This is a genomic window from Hydrogenophaga pseudoflava, assembly GCF_031020795.1.
Classification (GTDB): domain Bacteria; phylum Pseudomonadota; class Gammaproteobacteria; order Burkholderiales; family Burkholderiaceae_C; genus Hydrogenophaga; species Hydrogenophaga pseudoflava_A.
Map to the genome: position 1 here is coordinate 105,163 of NZ_JAVHJP010000009.1, position 15,678 is coordinate 120,840.

Here is a 15,678-nt window from a genome sequence, read left to right on the forward strand (position 1 = left end):
GGGCCGGAACGGGAGAATGCATGCTGCACAACAACACCGATCCTGGAGACCCTTTCATGACTGAACCGACGCAGGCGTCCGCCGCCCGCCCCTGGCTGGGTGCGTATCCGGACGGTGTGCCGGCCGACATCGACGTCGAGCAATACCCCTCGCTGGTGCATCTGCTGGAAGAGAGCTTCCAGAAACACGCCGCCAGCACCGCTTACAGCTTCATGGGCAAGGACGTGGGTTATGCCCAGGTCGACAGTCTGTCGCAGGCGTTCGCGGCCTACCTGCAGGGCCTGGGGCTGGTCAAGGGTGACCGGGTGGCGATCATGATGCCCAACGTGCCGCAGTACCCGGTGGCGGTGGCCGGCATCCTGCGCGCGGGCTTCGTGGTGGTCAACGTCAACCCGCTCTACACCGCGCGCGAGCTGGAGCACCAGCTCAAGGACTCGGGCGCCAAGGCCATCGTCATCATCGAGAACTTTGCGGCCACGCTGGAGCAGTGCATTGCCGCCACGCCGGTCAAACACGTGGTGCTGGCGGCCATGGGCGACCTGTTGGGCCTGATCAAAGGCGGCATCGTCAACTACGTGGTGCGCAACGTCAAGAAGATGGTGCCACCCTTCGACCTGCCGCAGGCGGTGCGTTTCAACGAGGCGATTGCGCGGGGCACCCGCGGCACGCTCAAGCGCCCCGACATCCGCCCCGACGACGTGGCGGTGCTGCAGTACACCGGCGGCACCACCGGCGTTTCCAAGGGTGCGGTGCTGCTGCACCGCAACGTGCTGGCCAACGTGCTGCAGTCCGAGGCCTGGAACGCGCCGGTCATGAGCAAGGTGCCCGCCGGCGAACAACCGACCAGCGTCTGCGCCCTGCCGCTGTACCACATCTTCGCGTTCACCGTGAACATGATGCTGGGCATGCGCACCGGCGGCAAAGTGATCCTGATCCCCAACCCGCGCGACCTGCCGGCGGTGCTCAAGGAACTGGGCAAGCACACCTTCCACAGCTTCCCGGCGGTCAACACGCTGTTCAACGGCCTGGCCAACCACCCCGACTTCAGCACCGTCAACTGGCGCAGCCTCAAGGTCTCGGTCGGCGGCGGCATGGCGGTGCAGGGCGCGGTCGCCAAACTCTGGCTGGAGAAGACCGGCTGTCCGATCTGCGAGGGTTATGGCCTGTCGGAGACCAGCCCCTCGGCCACCTGCAACCCGGTGACCAACACCGAGTTCACCGGCACCATCGGCGTGCCCCTGCCCAACACCTGGCTCAAGTGCCTGGACGACGACGGGAACGAGGTGCCGCAGGGCCAGCCCGGCGAGATCGCGATCAAGGGTCCGCAGGTCATGGCGGGCTACTGGCAGCGGCCCGACGAGACGGCCAAGGTCATGACCGCCGACGGCTTCTTCAAGACCGGCGACGTCGGCATCATGGACGCCAAGGGCTACTTCAAGATCGTGGACCGCAAGAAGGACATGGTGCTGGTCAGCGGTTTCAACGTCTATCCCAACGAGGTCGAGGACGTGGTGGCCCAGCTGCCGGGCGTGATGGAGTGCGCCGTGGTCGGCGTGCCCGACGAGAAGTCGGGCGAGGCCGTCAAGCTGGTGATCGTCAGGAAAGACCCGGCCCTGACCGAGGCGCAGGTGCGCGAGTTCTGCAAGGCCAACCTCACCGGCTACAAGCAGCCCAAGGTGGTCGAGTTCCGCACGGAGATGCCCAAGACGCCGGTGGGCAAGATCCTCCGCAGGGAGTTGCGCGACAAGAAGTGACGCAGCGCCTGCGACACAATCACAGGGCGGCTTCGGCCGCCTTTGTCATTTCCGGAGGCCCTGCATGACCAGAACCGCCATCGTCGCCGCCCTGCACGACGAACTTGCCAGCGTGCTGGCGCTGATGCCCGACGAGCACAAGGAGGTGGTCGGCGGGCGCGAGTTCTGGGTCGGGCACCTGCACGGGCAGGACGTGGTCGCTGTGCTGTCGGGCATCGGCAAGGTGGCCGCGGCCACGACCGCCACGCTGCTGATCGACCGCTTCAAGGTGCAGCGCATCGTGTTCACCGGCGTGGCCGGCGGCCTGGGGCCGGGCGTGAAGGTCGGTGACGTGGTGCTGGCGCGGTCCTTCCTGCAGCACGACATGGACGCCTCGCCGCTGTTCCCGCGCCACGAGGTGCCGTTCTACGGCCGGGCCCGCTTCGACACCGACGCCGCCCTGGCGGACGCGCTGGAGCTGGCCTGCGAGCGCATGCTGCACAGCCTGCCGCAGCAGCTGGGGGCCGCCACGGCGGAGGCGTTCGGCCTGCAGGCGCCGCACCTGCACCAGGGCCTGCTGATCAGCGGCGACCGCTTCGTGGCCACCACGGCCGAAAGCCAGGCGCTGCAAGGTGAACTGCCCGATGCGCTGGCGGTGGAGATGGAGGGCGCGGCCTTTGCACAGGTCTGCCACGACTTCGGCGTGCCGCTGGCCGTGGTGCGCACCATCTCCGACCGCGCCGACGACGCGGCCCACGTGGACTTCCCGCGCTTCCTGCGCGAGGTGGCGTCCCGTTACAGTGCCGCGCTGATCGACCACTTGCTGCGCACATGAACCCACCCACTCTCCTGATCGCCGGCTCCGGCAAGCTGGCGCGCGAACTGCTCACCGGCCTCGAGCCCGACGCCGCGCCCTGGTGCGACCGGGCGGGCGTCGCTCGGGTGCGGGCCGTGGTGCACGCCGGCTCGGGCCGTGAACTGCCGGAGATCCTGCGCTTCTGCCGCGAGCACTCGGTGCCGCTGATCGAGCTGTCCACGGGTACCGGGGTTGCGGACCTGGCGGACGGCGTGCCGGTGGTGGTGTGCGCCAACGCCAACCTGCTGATGCTCAAGTTCATGGCGATGCTCGCCCGTTGCGGGCCCTGGTTCCGCGGTGAGTCCGTTCGCCTGACCGAATCGCACCAGGCCGGCAAGACCTCGGTGCCGGGCACGGCGGTGGCCCTGGCCGCGTCGCTGGGGCTGGCGCCGCAGGCCATCGCCTCGGTGCGCGACCCGGCACAGCAGGCGGGCGGGCTGGGCATCCCGGGCGCCGACCTGGGGCGCCATGCCTTCCACCGCATCGAGATCGGCGAGGGCGAGTGCCGGCTGCGGCTGGAGACCCTGGTGACGGGCGAAGCGCCCTACGCCGCGGGCGTGCGGCGCATCGTCGACGCGGCGCTGGCCCATCCGCTGGAGCCGCGCTGCCACGACGTGGTCGAGTTCATCGACAAAGGCTGGCTCTGAGCCGCTCCGGCCCACATCCCCGACTCACTTGAGCCAGCCGCGCTTGCGGAAGTACAGCATCGGCACCACCGCCGACAGCACCATCAGGCCCAGGGCGAACGGGTAGCCCCACTTCTGGCTCAGCTCGGGCATGTACTGGAAGTTCATGCCGTACAGGCTGGCGATCAGCGTCGGCGGCAGCAGCGCGACGCTGGCCACCGAGAAGATCTTGATGATCTTGTTCTGGTTGATGTTGATGAAACCGACGGTCGCATCCATCAGGAAGTTGATCTTGTCGAACAGGAAGGCGGTGTGGCCGTCCAGCGAGTCCAGGTCTCGCAGGATCTGGCGCGCGTCCTCGAACTGCTCGGCGTTGAGCATGCGGCTGCGCATCAGGAAGCTGACCGCGCGGCGCGTGTCCATCACGTTGCGGCGGATGCGCCCGCTCATGTCCTCGTGGCGCGCGATGGCAGCCAGCACTTCGCCGGCCTTGTTGTCCGTCACGTCGCCGGCGAGCACCTGGCGGCTGACCTGTTCGAGGTCGTCGTAGATGTCTTCGAGCGTGTCGGCGCAGTACTCGGCGTCGGCGTCGAACAGCATCAGCAGCACGTCCTTGGCGTCCTCGATCAGGCCGGGCATGCGGCGCGCGCGCATGCGCAGCAGGCGGAACACCGGCACGTCTTCGTCGTGGATAGAGAACAGCACGCCCTGGCTCTTGAGCTCGGCGTTGTGCTGGTTCAGGATGAAGGCCACACGGATGGCGCGCGGGTTCTCCTCGTCGTCGATCAGGAAGTCGGAGCGGATGTGCAGCTCGCCGTTGTCCTCCTCGAAGAAGCGGGCCGATTCCTCGATGTCGTCGTCCATCGCGTCTTCGGGGATGGACAGGCCGAAGTGCTGCTTGACCCAGCGCCGCTCCTCGGGCGTGGGGTTCTCCAGGTCGACCCAGATCGGCTTGAAGCGGGTCAGCTCTTCGAGCGACTCGATTTCTTCCTGGAACAGGCGGCCATTGGCCAGGGTGAAGACGTTGAGCATGGGGGCTCCCGGGCGGATGTCTGGCAAAGCCGGGCGCGGGTGCGCCGGCGGGCGGTTCGGGGCGGCGCTTTCAGCCGACCGGCCGCCTGCGCATCAGACGGTCGCGGGGAGGGCTGAAAGCACACAACTGGGCGGTGTGCTTTCCATGGGGCTCTTTCGGAAACGGGAAGACTGGATTATGGCATCGCCGCATCGGGCGACGGGTGGATGGAATGCGCGAAAAAGGCCTTGATTTCGGCCTGGCGTCGCCAGGCATCGTGTTCGCCCAGCTCCATCAATGCATTGACGAAGGATGGCTCGAACATCAGGTAGCTGGCCAGCGAGGCCGCGCTGCCGGCCGCGCCGCGTCCGGTGTCCAGGGCGCCCAGGCCGATCAGCGTGTTGCGGGTCGCCGCGGGCAGGCTGGCGATGTGTTTGTGGGTCAGCTCGTCCAGCGAAAAGCTGGGTTGCAGGGCGAGCACGCGCACCGGGTGGTAGGGCAGGGCCGCGGCGAGTCCCTGGGGCAGTTGCGCGAGGGTCTGGCTCACGCGCTGGGCCTGCTCGACATCGGCCTGCAGGGTGTCGTGGAACACGCTGGCCATGGCATGACCGGCGATGGTGCCCGCAGTGGGCTCGTCGGCCACGCGGGCCGCCAGTCCCGAACGCTGCGGCTGGCCGGCACCGATGGCCAGGATGCGCCGTGCGCCGAAGTGGATGGCAGGCGACAGCGGAGACAGTTGCCGCATGGATCCGTCGCCGAAGTGCTCGCGGTGACCGTCGACCCACAGCGGCACCGCGGGGAAGAGGAAGGGGATGGCGCTGGAGGCCATCAGGTGTTCGACCGTGACGGGCTGGAAGTCGGCGCGCCGACCGGGCCGGTGCCAGGGCGATACCGGATGTTTCGGCCGGGTCTGGCAGAAGGTCCAGTGTTCGCCGGTGGAGTAGCTGGAGGCGGTCACGCCCAGGACCTCCAGGTGGCCGTCGGCCAGCCCGAGTTCCAGGCTGCGCAGATCGATGGCCCGGTGCAGGGTGTCCACCAGCGGAAGCGTGTCGAGCAGGGCGCGGTGGCGGCGCACCTGGCGCGCCAGCGTGAGTCCGGCGACGACGCGGTTGGCGCGAACCCAGGTCGGCGCTTGCAGATGGTAGACACGTTCCGAACGCAGAGTGCTCCAGAACGCGGCCAGTTCGTGGAAGGCCTGCAGGTCGAGCGCCGCGCGGCTGGCCAGAAAGGCGGCGTTGAGCGCGCCGGCCGAGGTGCCGAAGAGCCAGCGGAAGGGAAAGCCACGGTCGGGCACCGTGCCGGCGCTGCGCCAATGGCCGTGCATCACGGCGATGGCCTTGAGCACCCCGGCCTGGTAGGCGGTGCGCGCGCCGCCGCCCATCAGGACCAGTGCGCAGGCGCCGTCGTCTGCCGGTGCAGGGGCCGGGCTCAGCAGGTTGTAGGTGATGAGCGTATCGAGGGACACAGAAAGGGGCCTGCGCTTACAGTGGCGGGCTGTTTCGAAAATCATGACACAACATTCCCTTGCCCCCGGCCGCGAGCGCTGGCTGCTGCTGACCATTGCCGGCATCCAGTTCACGCATATCCTCGATTTCATGATCATGATGCCGCTTGGGCCGCAGTTCACGCGGCTGTTCGGCATCAGCGACGCCCAGTTCGGCCTGCTGGTCTCGGCCTACACCTTCTCGGCCGGGTTTTCCGGGCTGGCGGCTGCGACCTACGTCGACCGCTTCGACCGCAAGCGCCTGCTGCTGGTGCTGTATGCGCTGTTCGCGCTGGCCACGCTGGCCTGTGGCCTGGCGCCGGGCTATGGCTTTCTGATGGCGGCGCGTGTGGCCGCGGGGCTGTTCGGTGGTGTGCTCTCGGCGCTGTCGCAGACCATCGTGGCCGACGTGGTGCCGTTCGAGCGGCGCGGACGCGCCATGGGCATCGTGATGTCGTCGTTCTCGTTCTCCACCGTGGCCGGTGTGCCGATCGGCCTGTTCCTGGCCTCGCACTGGGGCTGGCAACTGCCTTTCCTCGCCATTGCCGGCCTCAGCGGCGTGCTGGCGGTCGCAGCGGCGCTCACGTTGCCGCCACTGCGCGACCACCTGAAGGCCCACGGCCAGCCGTCGGCCTGGCGCGCCATCGGCCGGGTGCTGGCCGAAGCCAATCACCTGCGGGCCTTCGCCTTCTCTGCACTGCTGGTGTTCGCCGGCTTCTGCGTGATCCCGTTCATCACCATCTACCTGCAGACCAACGCCGGCGTGCTGCCGGCGCAGGTGCCCTACATCTATCTGGTCGGCGGGGTCACCACACTGGTCACGGCCCGCTGGATCGGGCGCCTCACCGACCGCCGGGGCAAGGTGGCCGTGTTCAGCGCGCTGGCTGTGATCGTCACCGTGCCGATCCTGACCATGACGATGCTTCCGCCCTGGCCCTTGCCGGTCATCCTGGTGGCCACCACCGCGCTGTTCGTGTTTCTCAGCGGACGCATGATCCCCGGCATGGCCCTCATCACGGGGGCCGCCGACCCGTCCCTGCGTGGCACCTTCATGGCGCTCAATGGTGCGGTGCAGTCGGCCTCGATGGGGTTCGCCTCGTTCCTCTCTGGCCTGATCATCGGACGTGATGCCGCGGGGCAGGTGCAGCACTACTGGGTGGCCGGCCTGATCGGCGTCGGCGCCAGCCTGGCGTCCATCGCGCTGTCGCGCCGGCTGGTGATCCATTCGGCCGCACCTGTGGCCCGGTCATGAATGCCAAGGTTTTCCTTGACGACCTTTGTTGCGTTGCAGGCTTGCGCCCCGGCGCAATCGTGGGCATAGTGGGTTCAAGACATCCCCGAGGCCGCAGGGGGGTCCGCCCCACTGGCGGCTTGTGTCAACCCGGAGCATTAGGAGGCTCTTGTATGAACCTGACGATCAGCGGTCACCACCTCGAAGTCACTCCCGCCCTGCGCGGCTATGTCACTTCAAAACTGGAACGCATCTCCCGGCACTTCGACCAGGTGGTCGACATCAAGGTGCTGCTGACGGTGGACAACCTCAAGGAAAAAGACCAGCGGCAAAAGGCCGAATGCAACATCCATGTCAAGGGGAAAGACCTGTTCGCCGAATCCGCCCACGCGGACCTGTACGCCGCCGTCGACGAGTTGGCGGACAAGCTCGACCGCCAGGTACTGCGTTACAAGGACAAAGCGCAGGACCACCACCACGATTCGGCCAAACGCCTGATGTGAGTCCCCGCTGCGGCCCGCCGCCATGCCGGCGGGCTTGCTGCAATGCAATAAGCCGCTTGGAAAGTCAAGCGGCTTTTTTGTGCCTGCCGTCTAGGCAAGCACGGTCAACTCGGCATAATTTGCGGTCCGAAGAGGCCCACATGAACCGTCTATCCGTGATTCTGCCCGCCAGCCAGGTGCTCGTTGGCGTGGACGCAACCAGCAAGAAGCGTGCTTTCGAAGAGGCGGGCCTTCTGTTTGAAACCCTGCATGGCCTCAACCGTGCGCTGATCACCGACAGCCTGTTCGCCCGCGAGCGTCTCGGCTCCACCGGGCTGGGCCATGGCGTGGCCATTCCTCATGGCCGCATCAAGGGGCTGAAGCAGCCGCTGGCGGCCGTGTTCCAGCTGGCCAATCCCATTGGCTTTGATGCGCCGGACGAACAGCCGGTGCAGCTGATGATCTTTCTCCTGGTGCCGGAAGCGGCGACCCAGAAACACCTTGAGATCCTCTCCGAGATCGCCGAGCTGCTCAGCGACAGCCCGCTGCGCGAGCAGATGAAGAGTTCGACCGACGCCGCCGCTTTGCACGCGCTCATCACCGGTTGGCAGTCGGCCCACGCGGCCGCATAAGACTTGCCTGCCCCCACGCTCCACCGCTGCGCGGGTCGCTGCCCCCCGAGGGGGCTGGTCTCGCCTTGGGGCGGCCTGGCGAGCCCTTCCTCTGTCGTTCCATGAAGCCCACCGTTGTCAGTGCCGACGTTCTCTTCGAAGATCATCGCGATGCGCTGAAGTGGCAATGGGTCGCCGGGCTTGGCGCCTCCGAGCGCCGGTTCGACGAAGTCGCGGTGCGCGAGGCCCGCTCGGGTGCCGACCTGGTCGGCTATCTCAACTACATCCACCCGTACCGTGTCCAGGTGTTCGGCGAGCGGGAGATGGCCTACCTCACCAGTCCCAGCGACGAGGACAACCGGCGACGTATCGCGCGGATCGTGACCCTGGAGCCGCCGGTGCTGATCGTGGCCGATGGCCAGGCGGTGCCTGATCCGTTGATGGCGATGGCCGAGCGCGCGCAGATCCCGATGTTCGCGACACCCGAGCCGGCCGCGTTCGTGATCGATGTGCTGCGGGCCTACCTCTCCCGGCATTTCGCCGACCGTTCGTCCATGCACGGCGTGTTCATGGACATTCTGGGCATGGGCGTGATGATCACGGGCGAGTCGGGCCTGGGCAAGAGCGAGCTGGGGCTGGAACTGATCTCGCGTGGGCATGGCCTGGTGGCCGACGACGCCGTCGATCTCTACCGCATCAACCAGACCAGCGTGGAGGGGCGCTGCCCGGAGCTGCTGCAGAACCTGCTGGAGGTGCGCGGCATCGGCCTGCTGGACATCAAAGCCATTTTTGGTGAGACCGCGGTGCGTCGCAAGATGAGGTTGCAGCTCATCGTGCACCTGGTGCGCAAAGAAACCATGGAGCGCGACTACGACCGCATGCCGCACGAGCCTCTGTACCAGGACGTGCTCGGCGTGCCGGTGAGGAAGGCCGTGATCCAGGTGGTGGCTGGCCGCAACATCGCTGTGCTGGTGGAGGCGGCGGTGCGCAACACCATCCTGCAGTTCCGCGGCATCGACACCTACCAGGAGTTCGTCTCGCGGCACCGCGCGGCCATGATGCGCAGCGAATGATCGAAACGGGCGGATCGGCTCAGCGCTGATCCGCTGGCACGGCGCGGTGCGGGCAGTCCGCCTTGCTGCAGGTGGCGTAGAGCGAGAGGGCATGCTCCTGCAGCACGAACCCGCGGGTCTTGGCAATCATCTGCTGGCGCTTCTCGATTTCCGGGTCGAAGAACTCCTCCACCCGGCCGCAGTCCAGGCACACGAGGTGGTCGTGGTGCTGTCCTTCGTTGAGCTCGTAGACGGCCTTGCCTGATTCGAAGTTGGAGCGCGAAAGCAGCCCTGCCTGTTCGAACTGCATCAGCACGCGGTAGACCGTGGCCAGACCGATGTCGGAGTGCTCTTCAAGCAGGATGCGGTACACGTCTTCCGCCGTCATGTGGCGGCGCTTGGCGTTTTGAAAGACTTCCAGGATCTTCAGCCGCGGCAAGGTGGCCTTCAGGCCCGTGCTCTTGAGTTCATCGATGTTGGACATGGCGGCAGAAGCGGGTGGCTATTGGATGACCCCGGAATCCCGTCCGGACCCCGGGGCTACAATGGCCGGATCATATCGTCAGCGCGCGGCGGTGGTGCCAATGACCCGGGGATGCCCGCGGTCGAGCGCTTTATCTGAGAGTCGCACATGCGCCTGTCTATCCTGAATCCCCTGACGCACCCTGCGCCCCGGATCCGCCGCAGAACATGGCAGTGTTCTGCGCTGGTGGTGACTGCCTGCCTGGCCCTCGGCGCCTGCTCCAGCGTGGGCGAGAAGATGCCTTCGGCGTCCGGCGTGGCGGGACTCGTGACCCCCTACAAGGTGGATGTCCTTCAGGGCAACGTGGTGACCCGTGAACAGGTCCAGGCATTGCAGCCCGGCCTGGCGCGCGACCAGGTACGGGGCGTGCTGGGTTCGCCGCTGCTGACCAGCGTCTTCCATGCCGACCGCTGGGACTACGTGTTCACCCTCAAGCGCCAGGGACAGCCGCCGCAGCAGCGGCGGGTGACCGTGTTCTTCAAGGGCGAGGTCATGGACCGCATCGAATCGGACGAACTGCCCAGCGAGACCGAGTTCGTGTCCTCCCTGGATGCCCGGCGCAAGACCGGAAAAGTGCCGCCGCTGGAGGCCACCGAAGAGCAGCTCAAGGCATTCCAGGCGCGCAATGCGGGTTCCGCACCCGCGCCAGCACCGGTCGCGCCGGCCGCGCCGACCACCGCCTACCCGCCACTGGAACCCGCAGGGGCACCACGATGAGCAAGGTGAACGACCCATTGCACCGGGTGTGCATTGCCGGTGCCAGCGGCCGCATGGGCCAGATGCTGGTGGAGGCGGTGCGCGGCAGCGGCGACTGTGAGCTGACCGGCGCGCTGGATGTGGCCACAAGCACCGCGGTCGGCCTGGATGCCGGTGCGTTCTCCGGCAAGGCCACGGGTGTGGCGATCACCGCCGATCTGGCTGCGGGGCTGTCCGGCAGCCAGGTGCTGATCGACTTCACCCGCCCCGAAGGGACGATGGCGCACCTCCAGGCCTGCGTGGCGCACAAAGTCAATCTGGTGATCGGCACCACCGGCTTCAGCGATGCGCAGAAGGCGCAGATCGCGGAGGCGGCGAAGTCGATCGCCATCGTGATGGCGCCCAACATGAGCGTGGGCGTGAACGTCACGCTCAAGCTGCTGGAGATGGCGGCCAAGGCCCTGTCGACGGGGTACGACATCGAGATCATCGAGGCCCATCACCGCCACAAGGTGGACGCCCCCAGCGGCACGGCCCTGAAGATGGGTGAGGTCATTGCCGACGCGCTGGGCCGCGACCTCAAGGAATGCGCGGTGTATGGCCGTGAGGGCGTGACCGGTGAGCGGGATCCGTCGACCATCGGTTTTGCGACCGTGCGCGGCGGCGACATCGTGGGCGACCACACCGTGCTGTTCGCCGGCACGGGCGAGCGCATCGAGATCACCCACAAATCCAGCAGCCGGGCCACCTATGCGCAGGGCAGCCTGCGCGCGGTGCGGTTCCTGGCCGGCCGGTCCACCGGCCTCTACGACATGTTTGATGTGCTCGGCCTGCGCTGAGCGAGACGGACGAGGGAGAACGTTCCATGGGTGGCGTCTGGCAAACCATCTTGCAGGGCGATGCGGTCAGCCGCAGCGTGGCCTTGCTGCTGCTGGCCATGTCGGTTGCGAGCTGGGTCGTCATCCTCTGGAAAGGCTGGCTGCTGCGCCGGGCGGTGCGCGACGTGCAGACCTCCACGGCCGCGTTCTGGCAGGCGGGCTATCTGGACGAGGCCCAGCAGCGCCTCAAGACCTTCGATCCCCGGCGTCTGGTGCTGCCCCTGCTGGAGGCCGCACGCACCATCGAGCAGGCGGCGCCCCAGACGCTGGCCGCCGCAGGGGACCGTTCGCAACAGCTCACACGCGTGCTGCGGGATGCGCTGCACCGGGTGCTGCACCGCCTGCAGTTCGGTCAGGTGCTGTTGGCCACGGTGGGCTCCACGGCTCCTTTCGTCGGCCTGCTGGGCACGGTGTGGGGCATCTATCACGCGCTCACCGAAATCGGCATCGACGGCAAGTTCCGCATCGAGCAGGTGTCGGGCCCCGTGGGGGAGGCGCTGGTCATGACGGCGGCGGGTCTGGCGGTGGCAATTCCCGCCGTGTTGGCCTACAACGTGCTGGGCCGGCAGATCGCCCGCATCGAGGCCGACCTCGAGGGCTTTGCGCGCGACCTGCGCGAACTGCTGGTGCACCATCAGGAGCGGGCGCAGTGAGCTTCGGACGACTGGAAAAGCCGGGCGGCAACCAGCCGATCAGCGACATCAACGTCACGCCGCTGGTGGACGTGATGCTGGTGCTGCTGGTGATCTTCATCATCACCGCGCCGCTGATGTCCAGCCGGCTGGAACTGGAGCTCCCCAAGGCCGAGGACAAGGCCGCCCAGGTCGAGGAGCCCGAGGCCTTCGTGTCGATCAGCGTCGACGCACAAGGGCAGGTCTACTGGGACGAGCAGCCGGTGGATGCCGCGGCGCTCCAGCAGCGCCTGGAAGAGATTGCCCGGCGCGACCCTGAAACCGAGCTGCAGCTGCGCGCCGACACCGCGGTGCCGTATGGACGCATGGTGCAGCTGATCGGGATGGCCCAGGCGGTCGGGCTCTCGCGCATCGGTTTTGTGGCCGATCCGGCCACCGGTGCACCCACTGCACCGGCACCGGGCCGCTGAACCGCAAGCCCTAAAATCAGGGGCGACGCAGTCCGCTGCCCCTTTCGAACGCCGGCCCCGCCCGGCCCCCAGCCCCATGCAAGACAAATACGCCCACCAGGACGTCGAGCGCGCCGCGCACGCCCACTGGACCGCCACCGATGCCTACCGCGTCACCGAAGACCGGAGCAAAAAGAAGTTCTATGCCTGCTCGATGCTGCCGTACCCCAGCGGCAAGCTGCACATGGGCCACGTGCGCAACTACACCATCAACGACATGCTCACGCGCTACCTGCGCATGAACGGTCACAACGTGCTGATGCCCATGGGCTGGGACGCCTTCGGCCTGCCGGCAGAGAACGCGGCGCTCAAGAACGGCGTGCCGCCAGCGAAGTGGACGTACGAAAACATCGCCTACATGAAGAAGCAGATGCAGGCGATGGGGCTGGCCATCGACTGGTCGCGCGAAGTCGCCACCTGCTCCCCCGACTACTACAAGTGGAACCAGTGGCTGTTCCTGAAGATGCTGGAGAAGGGCATCGCCTACCGCAAGACCCAGATCGTCAACTGGGACCCGGTGGACCAGACCGTGCTGGCCAACGAGCAGGTGATCGACGGCCGCGGCTGGCGCACCGGCGCGCTGGTCGAAAAGCGCGAGATACCGGGCTACTACCTGAACATCACCGCCTACGCCGACGAGCTGCTCAACCACGTGCAGATCGGCAACGACAAGGCCACGCTCAACGGCTGGCCCGACAAGGTCCGCCTGATGCAGGAGAACTGGATCGGCAAGAGCGAGGGCGTGCGCTTCGCGTTCACGCACGACATCAAGGGCTCTGACGGTCAACCGATCGGCGACGGCAGGATGTATGTGTTCACCACGCGTGCCGACACCATCATGGGTGTGACCTTCTGTGCCGTGGCGCCCGAGCACCCGCTCGCCCTGCACGCGGCCGCGACCAACGGCAAGCTGGCCGCCTTCATCGAAGACTGCAAGAAGGGCGGCACCACCGAGGCCGAACTGGCCACGCAGGAAAAGCTGGGCATGCCCACGGGCCTGTTCGTCTCCCATCCGCTGACCGGTGCTCAGGTCGAGGTGTGGGTCGGCAATTACGTGCTCATGAGCTACGGCGACGGCGCCGTGATGGGCGTGCCGGCACACGACGAGCGCGACTTTGCGTTCGCACTCAAGTACCAGCTGCCGATCAAGCAGGTCGTGGCCGTCGAAGGCGAGACGTTCTCGACCGACGCCTGGGCCGAGTGGTACGGCGACAAGCTCAAGTGCGTGTGCGTGCACTCTGGCGTGCTGGATGGGCTGAACCAGAAGGCCGCGGTGAACAAGGTCGCCGAGCTGCTGGCCGACCAAGGCCTGGGCGAGAAGAAGACCACCTTCCGCCTGCGCGACTGGGGCATCAGCCGCCAGCGCTACTGGGGCACGCCGATCCCGATCATCCACTGCGAGTCTTGCGGCCCGGTGCCGGTGCCCGAGAAGGACCTGCCGGTGCGCCTGCCCGAGGACCTGGTGCCGGACGGCAGCGGCAATCCGCTGAACAAGTGCGAGGCCTTCCTCAAGGTCGACTGCCCCTGCTGCGGCAAGCCCGCACGTCGCGAGACCGACACCATGGACACCTTCGTTGACTCGTCCTGGTACTTCATGCGCTATTGCGACCCGACCAACCCGGACGCCATGGTCGCGGGCGGCGCGGACTACTGGATGCCGATGGACCAGTACATCGGCGGCATCGAGCACGCCATCCTGCACCTGCTGTACGCGCGCTTCTGGACCAAGGTCATGCGCGACCTGGGCCTGGTGAAAGTGGACGAGCCCTTCACCAGGCTGCTGACGCAGGGCATGGTGCTCAACCACATCTACTCGCGCCGCACCGAGAAGGGCGGCAAGGAGTATTTCTGGCCGCACGACGTGGAGCATGTGCTGGACGAAGGCGGCAAGATCGTCGGCGCGAAGCTGAAAAACGCGGTTGGCGATCTGCCGGTGGGCACCACCATCGACTACGAGGGCGTGGGCACCATGTCCAAGTCCAAGAACAACGGCGTCGACCCGCAGGACCTGATCGAGAAGTACGGCGCCGACACCGCGCGCCTGTACACCATGTTCACCGCGCCGCCCGAGGCCACGCTGGAGTGGAACGACGCGGCCGTGGAGGGCAGCTACCGCTTCCTGCGCCGCGTCTGGAACCTGGGCGTCAAGCTGTCCCAGACCGACTGGGCCGGAGCGGCCGCGGCTGCCCAGGGGGCTGCCCGCCTGGACGACATTGCGTTCGGCAAGGCGGCCAAGGCCCTGCGCCTGGAGATCCATACCGTGCTCAAGCAGGTGGACTACGACTACCTGCGCATGCAGTACAACACCGTGGTCTCCGGTGCGATGAAGATGCTCAACGCGCTGGAGGACTTCAAGCAGTTCGACGACGCAGGCGCGCAGGTGGCGGTGATCGAGGGCTTCGGCATCCTGCTGCGTGCCCTTTACCCCGCGACGCCGCACGTCGCCCACGCGCTCTGGAGTGAACTGGGTTACGCCGGTGCGCTGGGCGACCTGCTGGATGCGCCGTGGCCGCAGGTGGACCCGGGCGCGCTCAAGCAGGACGAGATCGAGCTGGTGCTGCAGGTCAACGGCAAGCTGCGCGGCAGCGTGACCGTGCCCGCCGGCGCCGACAAGGCCGCCATCGAGGCCGCGGCGCTGGCCAGCGAAGCCTTCCATAAAGCGGCCAACGGCGCGGCGCCCAAGAAGGTCGTCGTGGTGCCCGGCCGTCTGGTGAACGTGGTGGTATAAAACCTGCGATTCACGCCTTCCCGTTGTCACCCACCCGAGCGAGACCCCAAGCCATGGCCCCTGCTGTCCTGAAATCACCGGCCCGACGGGCTGCCCTGCGTGGTCTGGCAGCGGCCGGGTCGGCGGGCCTTCTGGCCGGCCTGACGGGTTGTGGCTTCGCGCTGCGCCAAGCGCCCAAGTTTGCGTTCGAGTCGGTGCGGGTGGCGGGCTTTGAAAACACGGCGGTGTCCCGGGGGCTGCAGCAGGCGATGGTCTCGTCCGGCATCCGGGTGGTGAACTCCTCGGCCGCCGCCCAGGCGCCGGTCGACCCGGCGCAGGCGGCGGAGCAGCCGCAAGTGGTGCTCTTCGTCGCCCTGGACCGGCACGAGCGCGTGGTGTCCGGCCAGACCGATTCCGGACAGGTGCGGGAGCTCACGCTGCGCACCCGGTTCCGTTTCCGGCTCGCCACACCCAAGGGCAAGGTGCTGATCGAAGACACCGAGCTGCTGCTGGAGCGCGACATCAGCTTCAGCGAGACGGTCGCCCTGGCCAAGGCCGCCGAAGAGAACCTGATGTTCCGCGACATGGACGGCGACATCGTGCAGCAAGTGCTGCGCCGGCTGGCCGCCGTCAAGAGCCTCTGATCC

The 15,678-nt window shown here is 67.2% G+C and carries 16 protein-coding genes; 13 read left to right on the top strand and 3 right to left on the bottom strand.

The window, feature by feature from the left end:
* Nucleotides 1-56: 56 nt before the first annotated feature.
* From RCO38_RS22590 to RCO38_RS22600, 3 genes are all read left to right on the top strand, one after another.
* On the top strand, nucleotides 57-1,754 hold the full coding sequence (locus tag RCO38_RS22590) for a long-chain-fatty-acid--CoA ligase (protein ID WP_308330751.1): 1,698 nt from the start codon (nucleotides 57-59) through the stop codon (nucleotides 1,752-1,754).
* Nucleotides 1,755-1,818: 64 nt separating this feature from the next.
* Nucleotides 1,819-2,568 carry a 5'-methylthioadenosine/adenosylhomocysteine nucleosidase gene (locus RCO38_RS22595; RefSeq protein WP_308330752.1) on the top strand — a complete coding sequence of 250 codons (750 nt, stop codon included), beginning with the start codon at nucleotides 1,819-1,821 and terminating at the stop codon, nucleotides 2,566-2,568.
* The gene (locus RCO38_RS22600) at nucleotides 2,565-3,236 is read left to right on the top strand and encodes a dihydrodipicolinate reductase (protein WP_308330753.1); all 672 of its coding nucleotides are present in this window, start codon (nucleotides 2,565-2,567) and stop codon (nucleotides 3,234-3,236) included. Before RCO38_RS22595 ends, RCO38_RS22600 begins: the two co-directional genes overlap by 4 nt.
* A 24-nt stretch (nucleotides 3,237-3,260) precedes the next feature.
* On the opposite strand, the gene corA is transcribed toward RCO38_RS22600, so the two are convergent.
* On the bottom strand, nucleotides 3,261-4,247 hold the full coding sequence (gene corA / locus RCO38_RS22605) for a magnesium/cobalt transporter CorA (RefSeq protein WP_308330754.1): 987 nt from the start codon (nucleotides 4,245-4,247) through the stop codon (nucleotides 3,261-3,263).
* Nucleotides 4,248-4,423: 176 nt separating this feature from the next.
* Nucleotides 4,424-5,692, bottom strand: a complete 1,269-nt coding sequence (locus tag RCO38_RS22610) for a patatin-like phospholipase family protein (RefSeq protein WP_308330755.1) — start codon at nucleotides 5,690-5,692, stop codon at nucleotides 4,424-4,426.
* 43 nt (nucleotides 5,693-5,735) lie between these two features.
* Here RCO38_RS22610 and RCO38_RS22615 point away from each other — a divergent pair, with 43 nt between their 5' ends.
* The 4 genes from RCO38_RS22615 to hprK all read left to right on the top strand — a co-directional run bounded on the left by RCO38_RS22615 (nucleotide 5,736) and on the right by hprK (nucleotide 9,107).
* Entirely contained in the window at nucleotides 5,736-6,962 is a 1,227-nt protein-coding gene (locus tag RCO38_RS22615) for an MFS transporter (RefSeq protein WP_308330756.1), read from the top strand.
* A gap of 152 nt (nucleotides 6,963-7,114) precedes the next feature.
* A complete protein-coding gene (gene hpf / locus RCO38_RS22620) occupies nucleotides 7,115-7,444 on the top strand; it encodes a ribosome hibernation-promoting factor, HPF/YfiA family (RefSeq protein WP_066156861.1) in 330 nt (109 codons plus the stop codon).
* A gap of 140 nt (nucleotides 7,445-7,584) precedes the next feature.
* Nucleotides 7,585-8,055 (top strand): PTS sugar transporter subunit IIA, encoded by a 471-nt coding sequence (locus RCO38_RS22625; protein WP_308330757.1) that lies wholly within the window; start codon nucleotides 7,585-7,587, stop codon nucleotides 8,053-8,055.
* Nucleotides 8,056-8,156: 101 nt separating this feature from the next.
* Complete coding sequence (gene hprK, locus RCO38_RS22630; RefSeq protein WP_308330759.1) at nucleotides 8,157-9,107, top strand: HPr(Ser) kinase/phosphatase; 951 nt, start codon at nucleotides 8,157-8,159, stop codon at nucleotides 9,105-9,107.
* Nucleotides 9,108-9,126: 19 nt separating this feature from the next.
* Here hprK and fur read toward each other — a convergent pair whose 3' ends face one another.
* Nucleotides 9,127-9,570: a ferric iron uptake transcriptional regulator gene (gene fur / locus RCO38_RS22635; RefSeq protein ID WP_308330760.1), complete on the bottom strand. Its 444-nt coding sequence runs from the start codon at nucleotides 9,568-9,570 to the stop codon at nucleotides 9,127-9,129.
* 147 nt (nucleotides 9,571-9,717) lie between these two features.
* Here fur and RCO38_RS22640 point away from each other — a divergent pair, with 147 nt between their 5' ends.
* The 6 genes from RCO38_RS22640 (at nucleotide 9,718) to RCO38_RS22665 (ending at nucleotide 15,675) form a co-directional block, all read left to right on the top strand.
* Nucleotides 9,718-10,326, top strand: coding sequence for an outer membrane protein assembly factor BamE (locus RCO38_RS22640; protein WP_308330762.1), 609 nt, complete (start codon nucleotides 9,718-9,720; stop codon nucleotides 10,324-10,326).
* On the top strand, nucleotides 10,323-11,144 hold the full coding sequence (dapB, locus tag RCO38_RS22645) for a 4-hydroxy-tetrahydrodipicolinate reductase (protein WP_308330763.1): 822 nt from the start codon (nucleotides 10,323-10,325) through the stop codon (nucleotides 11,142-11,144). The genes RCO38_RS22640 and dapB overlap by 4 nt, the downstream gene beginning before the upstream one ends.
* A gap of 26 nt (nucleotides 11,145-11,170) precedes the next feature.
* On the top strand, nucleotides 11,171-11,836 hold the full coding sequence (locus RCO38_RS22650; protein WP_308330764.1) for a MotA/TolQ/ExbB proton channel family protein: 666 nt from the start codon (nucleotides 11,171-11,173) through the stop codon (nucleotides 11,834-11,836).
* Complete coding sequence (locus RCO38_RS22655) at nucleotides 11,833-12,285, top strand: ExbD/TolR family protein (RefSeq protein ID WP_308330765.1); 453 nt, start codon at nucleotides 11,833-11,835, stop codon at nucleotides 12,283-12,285. Before RCO38_RS22650 ends, RCO38_RS22655 begins: the two co-directional genes overlap by 4 nt.
* 76 nt (nucleotides 12,286-12,361) lie before the next feature.
* The gene (gene leuS / locus RCO38_RS22660; protein WP_308330766.1) at nucleotides 12,362-15,052 is read left to right on the top strand and encodes a leucine--tRNA ligase; all 2,691 of its coding nucleotides are present in this window, start codon (nucleotides 12,362-12,364) and stop codon (nucleotides 15,050-15,052) included.
* Between the two features lie 53 nt (nucleotides 15,053-15,105).
* Entirely contained in the window at nucleotides 15,106-15,675 is a 570-nt protein-coding gene (locus RCO38_RS22665) for an LPS-assembly lipoprotein LptE (RefSeq protein WP_308330767.1), read from the top strand.
* The last annotated feature ends 3 nt before the right edge of the window (nucleotides 15,676-15,678 follow it).

Bases quoted from the DNA above. Each gene is read 5' to 3' on its own strand.
- RCO38_RS22595 (WP_308330752.1), top strand. From the start codon at position 1,819: ATGACCAGAACCGCCATCGTCGCCGCCCTGCACGACGAACTTGCCAGC.
- RCO38_RS22590 (WP_308330751.1), top strand. From the start codon at position 57: ATGACTGAACCGACGCAGGCGTCCGCCGCCCGCCCCTGGCTGGGTGCG.
- fur (WP_308330760.1), bottom strand. From the start codon at position 9,570: ATGTCCAACATCGATGAACTCAAGAGCACGGGCCTGAAGGCCACCTTG.
- RCO38_RS22600 (WP_308330753.1), top strand. From the start codon at position 2,565: ATGAACCCACCCACTCTCCTGATCGCCGGCTCCGGCAAGCTGGCGCGC.
- RCO38_RS22665 (WP_308330767.1), top strand. From the start codon at position 15,106: ATGGCCCCTGCTGTCCTGAAATCACCGGCCCGACGGGCTGCCCTGCGT.
- corA (WP_308330754.1), bottom strand. From the start codon at position 4,247: ATGCTCAACGTCTTCACCCTGGCCAATGGCCGCCTGTTCCAGGAAGAA.
- RCO38_RS22625 (WP_308330757.1), top strand. From the start codon at position 7,585: ATGAACCGTCTATCCGTGATTCTGCCCGCCAGCCAGGTGCTCGTTGGC.
- RCO38_RS22650 (WP_308330764.1), top strand. From the start codon at position 11,171: ATGGGTGGCGTCTGGCAAACCATCTTGCAGGGCGATGCGGTCAGCCGC.
- RCO38_RS22640 (WP_308330762.1), top strand. From the start codon at position 9,718: ATGCGCCTGTCTATCCTGAATCCCCTGACGCACCCTGCGCCCCGGATC.
- hpf (WP_066156861.1), top strand. From the start codon at position 7,115: ATGAACCTGACGATCAGCGGTCACCACCTCGAAGTCACTCCCGCCCTG.
- dapB (WP_308330763.1), top strand. From the start codon at position 10,323: ATGAGCAAGGTGAACGACCCATTGCACCGGGTGTGCATTGCCGGTGCC.
- leuS (WP_308330766.1), top strand. From the start codon at position 12,362: ATGCAAGACAAATACGCCCACCAGGACGTCGAGCGCGCCGCGCACGCC.
- hprK (WP_308330759.1), top strand. From the start codon at position 8,157: ATGAAGCCCACCGTTGTCAGTGCCGACGTTCTCTTCGAAGATCATCGC.
- RCO38_RS22615 (WP_308330756.1), top strand. From the start codon at position 5,736: ATGACACAACATTCCCTTGCCCCCGGCCGCGAGCGCTGGCTGCTGCTG.